6 protein-coding genes are annotated in these 6822 nt (G+C 60.3%); 1 reads left to right on the forward strand and 5 read right to left on the reverse strand.

The annotated features are described in order from the left end of the window. Positions 1–93: integrase catalytic subunit (locus tag F4U94_RS23600; protein WP_150412337.1), on the forward strand; the 93-nt coding region annotated here is incomplete at its 5' end. Here F4U94_RS23600 and F4U94_RS23605 read toward each other — a convergent pair. From F4U94_RS23605 to F4U94_RS23625, 5 genes are all read right to left on the reverse strand, one after another. After that, positions 90–758, reverse strand: a complete 669-nt coding sequence (locus F4U94_RS23605; RefSeq protein WP_120253334.1) for a phospholipase C/P1 nuclease family protein — start codon at positions 756–758, stop codon at positions 90–92. The two genes, F4U94_RS23600 and F4U94_RS23605, sit on opposite strands and share 4 nt — an antisense overlap. A 64-nt stretch (positions 759–822) precedes the next feature. Beyond that, positions 823–2016: an SGNH/GDSL hydrolase family protein gene (locus tag F4U94_RS23610; protein WP_161600441.1), complete on the reverse strand. Its 1194-nt coding sequence runs from the start codon at positions 2014–2016 to the stop codon at positions 823–825. A 27-nt stretch (positions 2017–2043) separates the two neighbouring features. Then, entirely contained in the window at positions 2044–4965 is a 2922-nt protein-coding gene (locus F4U94_RS23615) for a TonB-dependent receptor (RefSeq protein ID WP_150412338.1), read from the reverse strand. A 99-nt stretch (positions 4966–5064) separates the two neighbouring features. Beyond that, complete coding sequence (locus F4U94_RS23620; protein ID WP_161600442.1) at positions 5065–6135, reverse strand: FecR family protein; 1071 nt, start codon at positions 6133–6135, stop codon at positions 5065–5067. Further along, entirely contained in the window at positions 6056–6646 is a 591-nt protein-coding gene (locus F4U94_RS23625) for a sigma-70 family RNA polymerase sigma factor (RefSeq protein ID WP_120253330.1), read from the reverse strand. The genes F4U94_RS23620 and F4U94_RS23625 overlap by 80 nt, the downstream gene beginning before the upstream one ends. Between the last annotated feature and the right edge of the window lie 176 nt (positions 6647–6822).

The following is a 6822-nucleotide window of genomic DNA, read 5'->3' on the forward strand; positions in this document are numbered from 1 at the left end:
GCACCGGAAACGGCGACACCGCCATATCCGGCCTCCGGTTCCGCTTCGCTCCACCTCCGTCCGGATATGGCGGCGATGCGCTTAATGCACTAACAAACCAATCGGTCCACTCGGTGGGGGCAGACCATTTTGCCGTCGCGCGTGAAGCCTTTGGGATTTGCGCCGCGCCAGCCGTCGCTGTTGACCGAGTCATGCAGCGGCTCGGCGCCATCGCCAATGTAGTGACCAAGACGCACAACCGTATGCGCAATATTCTGTTCGAGGATGATGGCCTGCTTAGCATCGCCTTTTACCCGTGCTGCGCGCAACAGCCGCATTTCAGCGACCATCTGGCCATATTGTTCCATGGCGGCATAGGGCAAGGTGCCGGTCCAGCGGACATTCATGCGTGCAGCGGCCGCAGGGTCGCTATCCTTGATCCTCAGATGTTCGCGATATAGGGCGAGGATGAAGGCGTGGCGCGAACGTGGCAGGGGCTTTAGGAAATCGAACTGCTCTCGGAACCAGCCATGGTTGGGATCTTCCTCGATCTTGGCGAAGGGTTCGCTCGAGGACCGCCATTTATCAGGCAGGGTGGCGGAGGCAGTGATATAGTCCAGATAGTCGCGCAGAAAGACGGGGCCGTCCTGCGGCAAAGCCTCGATCGCGGCACGATCGATCACCGCATGGGCCAGATGTCCCCAGGCGAACGCCGGAGCAGCCGGCGACAACGCCATCGTACCGGCAAGGGCGGTGGCGAGTAGAATGTGGAACTTCATGGGATTCCTTTTGTAGCGATGTGCCATCTGTCGCCCAATGGCAGACCGACGGTCTGTCGGATCTTCAGGAGGGTGGCGGCTGGAACAGGGAAAGAGGCACGGCGCGACCCATCGCTTCATAACCGTTGTCGCCAGGGTGCAGCTTGTCCCCGGAATCGAAGGATTTTCTGATCGCAGGCGGACTTTCTCCGTCCCTCAGCGCCGCCTCGAAATCGATCACGGCGTCAAATCCGCCACCCTTGCGGATCCACTGATTTGCTTTTTGGCGCACCTGCTCCATATCCCGCGAGAGATATTTGGAGCCCCAACCCGGCGTCATCGTGCCCCCGATCACGCGGATGCCGCGCGCATGGGCCATATCTATAATCCGGCGATAGCCGGCGATCAGATCGGCGGCACCCACCGCCGGTTCGCCGGGCGTGCTACTGCGCCAGATGTCGTTGATCCCTTCTAACAGGATCAGATGGGTGACGCCAGGCACAGAGGCGATATCCCGGTCGAAGCGATCGACCGCCGCAGTTCCGCGCCCATCACGCAGCAGGCGATTGCCGCTGATCCCCATATTGACGACGCCGCAATGTGCGCCCCTCTTTTCGGCAAGCCTGCGCGCCAGCACGCCTGGCCAGCCGCGCCAGCCCGTCCTTGTGCCTCGGGCGCCTTCCGTGATCGAGTCCCCCATGGTGACGATTGTGCAGGGCGCCGATGGATTGCGTACGATCATATGGGTGATGACGGGGCGCAGTTTGCGCGGTTCCAGACCCGCGCCGTCCGCAGGCATCGCGGCTTCGCTGAACGCGACGGGGAAACCGGCATTGCCGCCGACCGTCGTGCTGGGCGCGCTGGTGTCGATCGTCAGGATGAGGTCGTCGCCTGTCTGAACGCCGTAATCGACCACATGGCTGGCCCGGCTTATCCCTGCTGGCAGATGGGTGTTGGAACCCGCGTCGAAAAGGACCGGACGTTCAGTCGCCGCATCGAGCCCGAAACCCTCCTCTGTGGCCGCATGTGCAACCGTCACGCGAACGATTTCCAACGGGATAGCACCGTCCGGATTGGTGAAAACAAAGCGAAGGCCGTCGCCTGACTGGCTGGAACGCAAGCGATAGCGGTAAGTGCCGGCAGGCAAAATATCGCGTACCGTCTTGGTCGCGGGCGAGGTGGCGTAGCCCCAGGCACCGCCCCATGGCCCGCTATTGGCAGGCGCTGGAGCGGTCGAAGCCGGACCGCTCGCCGCGATCGCGACGAGGACAGGCGCCAAAAATATATGCCTCATTATGCCGGGCTCTCAGAATTTGAAGCGCATGGCAGCCGAATAGGTCCGCCCTTCAAAATAGACGCGGTCATGGAAATCTTCCGATCCCCAATAGGCCCGCTGCGGCCGGTTGGTCAGGTTGGTTCCGTCGATCGTCAGCGACAGGTTGCGGCTGAAATTATAGGTTGCAGAAGCCGCCAACCGTTCGATCGGATACCAGTTCAGATTTTTGGTTGGATCGGTCAGATTATAGGCAAGGGCGAATCGACCGCGCCAGCTATAGGCAATCTTTGCGCGAAACTTACCGTCATCGTAGAAAAGTGCGAGATTATAGGCATGCTTGGATATGCCAGCGGTTTGGCCCGTGAAGGCCGCCGTCGCGTCCGTGGCAGGCAGTTCCTGCTTGGAGTCCGTAAAGCTATAGTTGGCCGAGGCACCGAAATTGCGCAGCATGCCCGGCGCGAAGTCGAAGAAGGTGCTGACGCTGGCTTCGATGCCCTTGATCGTGCCGTCGCCGGCGTTGATCGGTCGGGTCACATCGACGATGCCCAGCGCACCGGGAATGCTGTCATCCTTCTCGATCGTGTTGACGATGTAGTTTTTCACGTCGCGCTGGAATAGGGCGATGCTTGCGGCGCCGGCCCGACCATAATAATATTCCAGCGACGCGTCCCAATTGGTCGAACGGATCGGCAGAAGGTTCGGATTGCCGGTCGTCACCCGACCTGTATAGGCGCCAGATCCAGCGAGAACCTGCGAGAAGGTCTGGCTGGGGTTGAGTTGTGAAAAGTCGGGGCGGCTGAAGGTCTTTGTCCAGGCGAGGCGCAGTTGAAGCGCGGAACTGAAATGCGCCACCGCGCTGAAGCTGGGATCAAAATCCAGATAATTCTGCCGAGCATGAACGGGTGTGTATGTGGTCACATTGCCGCCGGACGTCGGTGATCGGGAAACGGCATATTGCGTACCGTTTATGTCCAGCACCGTGTTGACGAGGCGCGCGCCAGCGACGCCGTCTATCGCCACGCCGCCAAGGTCGAAGCCATATTTGACCTGGCCATAGGCGGCATAGCTGGTTTCCTTGCCATTGAATGCCGATTGCGGCGCAAAGGCCGGTCGTCCGTCATCTGTGTAGAGCTTGGTGGCTTGCAGCGAGTCCACATAGGCGTTGAGGCTCTTCACATTGCTCATGCTGGCGAGCCAGTTTGCGTCGTAACCAACCCAGCCACCGGGAAGCATGGCATCATCCGCCGAGACGCCGCGCGTAAGACTGACGGGAGTGCTGCCGCCGGGGAAGGCGGACATGCGCAAGTTCAGCGCGTTGAGATTGGCAAGCCCGGTGCCTGTCTGAAAATCGGCGCTGCGCCGGGCATAGCGGACACCGGTCTTGACCGAACGGAAGAAACCGGTGCCGGTGTCGAGGTTGAGGTCAGTTCGCCATTGCAGGCCCTCGCCTTTCTGCCGCGTGCGTGTGTCGGAATAGGCCCGGACGTGAAACTGGTTGATGTCTGAGAGGTCGATGTTGCGATAGGTGTAGGACAGACCGCCATATTTGCTGTCGCTCTGGAACACCGCATCGATCACCGGCGCTTTGTTGAAAGAAAGCAGCATGAGTTGCTGATCGGTTTCGATTTTCGATGTCGTGTAGACGGCATTGGTCGTGAGCGTCGCGATGCCGGAGGTGAAATCCGCACCGAGTTCAACCTGCGTCGTGTCGAGCAATTGCCGGGTGTGATTGGAACGAGGCCCGGAATCCGCCGTCGCTGTAAAGGTCGCGCTCTTCACGATGCCAGTGCCAGGGACTAGCTCGACATTAGTGAGCGCTGTGGTCAGCGCCATGTTGGTCTGCAGGTCGGTGTCGGTATATTCATTGTCGTCGGTAACGTTGGTGGCGCGAAGATGGAGGCCGAAATTATACGCCGGCCGCCATTGCACCTCCCCTGTGAACACGGGACGCTCATAGCTTCCCTTGGGATTTTTAAGCAGGATGCCAGTCGGGAATGTCTGGCCTGCCGCATTAGTCTGCGGTTGGAGGCTTTCGCGATAGGATTCATAATAGTCGCGCTTCAGATAGGAGGCATTGACCATGACGCCGATTTCGCCTGCGCCTGTATCCCAGTTGCCAGCGACAAGCAGGTCGGCGTTGTCGAAGGCCTTCTTCGCCTGGTCGTCATAGCTGCCCCGCAGCGTGGCGGCGACCGTCATCCCCTTCTTGAAGTCGAGCGGCTGGCGAAGCTGCACGTCCACCGCGCCGCCGATGCCGCCCTCGATCAGGTCCGGGGTCAGCGCCTTGTAGACTTCCATCGACCGGATTAGGCCGGCGGGATAGCTGTTGAGCAGCGTTCGGCGAGACGATCCGGTATAGGCTTCTTGGCCGTTGATCATCGTCACAACCTGGGAAATGCCGCGGATGGTGATCGACTGGCCCTCGCCGCGATTGCGGAAGATCTGGACGCCGGGCAGTCGGGCCAGTGCCTCGGTCGCGCTATTGTCGGGAAGCTGGCCGATATCCTCAGCCGCGATGCTGTCGACAATTGCGTCAGACTTGCGCTTGATCTCGCGGGCGATGTTCATGCTCGCGCGAAAGCCGGTGACGACTATCGCATCTTCAGGGTCGGCATGCTGGGCGGTCGGCCTGGCGGTTGGACGCGATTGCGTGGCACGGCGCAGGACGATCCGCGCGCCGTCGTCGGTTGCGATTTCCAGGCCGGTTCCGGCGATCAACTGTTTGAGGGCTGCGCGCGCATCCATCATGCCCTTTACCGACCGGCTGCGAACGGTTTCCAGCCCTTCACCGGGTGCGACGATTTGCAGCCGTGCCTGCTTGCCCAGCGTTGCGATCGCGGTCGGCAAGGGCTGTGCCGGGATGTCGAAAGCACGCTGCTGCGCATGGGCTGGTGTCGCGACGGCAACGGCCGCAGCAATGATGCTGCAGCCGGAAAAATATCTGGCGTTCATGAAAAATCTGTCCCCGCTGTTCGACCTTGAAGGCCGGGTTCGCAGACTAGATGCCGTCTGGATGCCGATCCTCCACTCAGACAGCAACTTTTTTGCAGATTATCTTGAGAGTGTGATTTTATCCACGGAAACCGCCACTTTGAGGCCTTGCGCCAAGGCGGCGGCGCGCGCGAAGCCTGCCGGATCGCTGGTGGAATAGACGCCGGCAACCTTCAAAGCTGAGACAGCTGGATCATCAATCATGATCTTCATGTCGGAATAGCGGGCAAACTCGCTGGCCGCATCCGCCAACGTCATGCCGGTCAGGTCCATTTCGCCGCGTTGCCACAATCCCATGCGATCGACATCGGCCATGGTCAGTCGCTCCTGCTTCATGGTTTGCCGTGCAAAGGACAGATGATCGCCCGCGATGAGACGGACCGGATTGTCAGCGCCATTATGGACCTCGACAATACCTTCGCGCACTGTGATCGATCCACGATCGTCATCGTCGAGACGTACCAGGAAGCTCGTGCCGACAACGCGTATCTGCACCGGGCCTGCATCGACGATGAAGGGACGAGCGGCATCCTTGGCGACGTCGAAATTGGCTTCGCCCGTGACCAAGCTGACCTGGCGAAGAGCATCCTTGAAGGCAACCTTGATTTCGGCACTGCTGTTAAGCGTTACTGCCGATCCATCGCGCAGCGCCGATCGCTGCACATTGCCCAAGGGCGCCGCATAGCTTTCTGCTCCCAGCCAATGCTTTAGCCCGATACCACCGACCAGCGCGGCCGCCATCGCACCCAGGCCGCCGCTGATCCACCCGCGCCGAGACACACCCAGCGGTTTGCTGCTATACGCCCGGTGCTCATCCAGAGCCCATAAGTCGGGGCTCTGTGCAGAGCGTTCTTCCTTGGGTGGATAGGGAACACCCAGTGCAGCCGCGCGGTCGAAATAGGCATTGGCTGCCATGGCCCGTGCGAATGCGCCCAAGTTACGGGCATCCTCACTCGTCCATGCGTCCAGTTCCGCTTCTTCGTCCCGTGAGATCAGCCCGGAATTGACGCGAAGGGCCCAGTGCGCTGCGCATTCATCGCGTGCGTTTGCTTCAGCCCTGGGCATCCCGGCGCTCTGTTTCAAAATCTCGCTCACCGTCCCTAGATGACCGATTGCGTCGATTTCCGCCACGCCCGAATGCATTTGTCAGGCTGGCGAGCGCCTTGACCATATGTTTCTCGACAGTGCTTTCCGCGATGCCTAGATCACGCGCCACATCCTTTTGAGAAAAGCCGCGCAATTTTCTCAGCACGAACACCTCTCGGCACCGGTCGGGTAACCGGTCGATGAACGCGGCAACCTGCTCCAATTCCTGCCGGTCAGAGAGCAGCCTTTCCTGATCGGGAGCAGGCTCAGGCACTTCCAGGATCTCGGCATGCGCTGGCGCATCGATCATCACCACGCGGGAGCGCCGTAGGGAGCGCAGCACGACTGACTTGGCGACCTCGAAAAAATAATTGCGTGGCGAAACAATGTGATCGATGCGCTCCAGCCCCGCGAGGATGGCGTAGCTTTCCTGAATGATATCATCGACATCCATGCCCCAGCCCGATGGGCGCCGAGCAAGCCATTGCCGCACAGCCGCTTCATGCGGGAATATATGACGGCCAAGCCAGGCCGCCCTGTGCTGAGGAAGCGTCATAGGGGCGGCCTAGTAAAGGCGTTGAATGACAGTTTAGATACATCGAGATGGTCGTGTCCCGGCGCGTGGTGTAGGTTTTGAGGGTAGCGAAGCTGACCGGACGCGCGCTCATCGATAAAGCGCTGTAGCGGCCGGTCAGTTTCGCGGGTGGTCACCGGCGAACTTCGGATAAGTTT

It is taken from the genome of Sphingobium limneticum (genome assembly GCF_008710155.1).
Classification (GTDB): Bacteria; Pseudomonadota; Alphaproteobacteria; order Sphingomonadales; family Sphingomonadaceae; genus Sphingobium; species Sphingobium limneticum.